At 62.1% G+C, this 420-nt stretch carries 1 pseudogene; it reads right to left on the reverse strand.

Going from position 1 to position 420, the window contains the following annotated elements:
- Positions 1-420: pseudogene (locus tag ACG0Z5_RS23990) on the reverse strand (phage tail tape measure protein); the annotation flags it as partial.

Here is a 420-nt window from a genome sequence, read left to right on the forward strand (position 1 = left end):
TGGCCGAGCCCGTCAAAAACGGGAGCCAGCGGGGCGAACATCTCAGCCACCGGCGAAAATGCGGCAATAAGCCCCTGCACCACACCCGAGAAAACGGCGCTGATGGGCTCCCAGTATTTACGGATGAGCAGCGCCCCGCCGACGACGGTCGCCACAACCGCAGTGACCACGGCGACAACCGCCCAAAGGGGCCACGAGATAGCCCCTATTACAGCAGCCGCGGCCGTGCCGATTGTCGAAAGGGCAAGGCTTAACATGCCCGCCGCCGCAACGATGGCATTGATACCTGCGATAACCGGCCACGCAACCAGACCAATTACACCCAGCGTCGCAACCAGCCCCAGCCCCGCCGCCGTGATGAGTCCGAGCGTGGTCGCCAGTGATTTATTTTTCTGGATCCAGCCATCGAGCTTCAGCACA

The organism is Scandinavium sp. M-37 (assembly GCF_043558715.1).
Taxonomy (GTDB): Bacteria; Pseudomonadota; Gammaproteobacteria; order Enterobacterales; family Enterobacteriaceae; genus Scandinavium; species Scandinavium vulneris_A.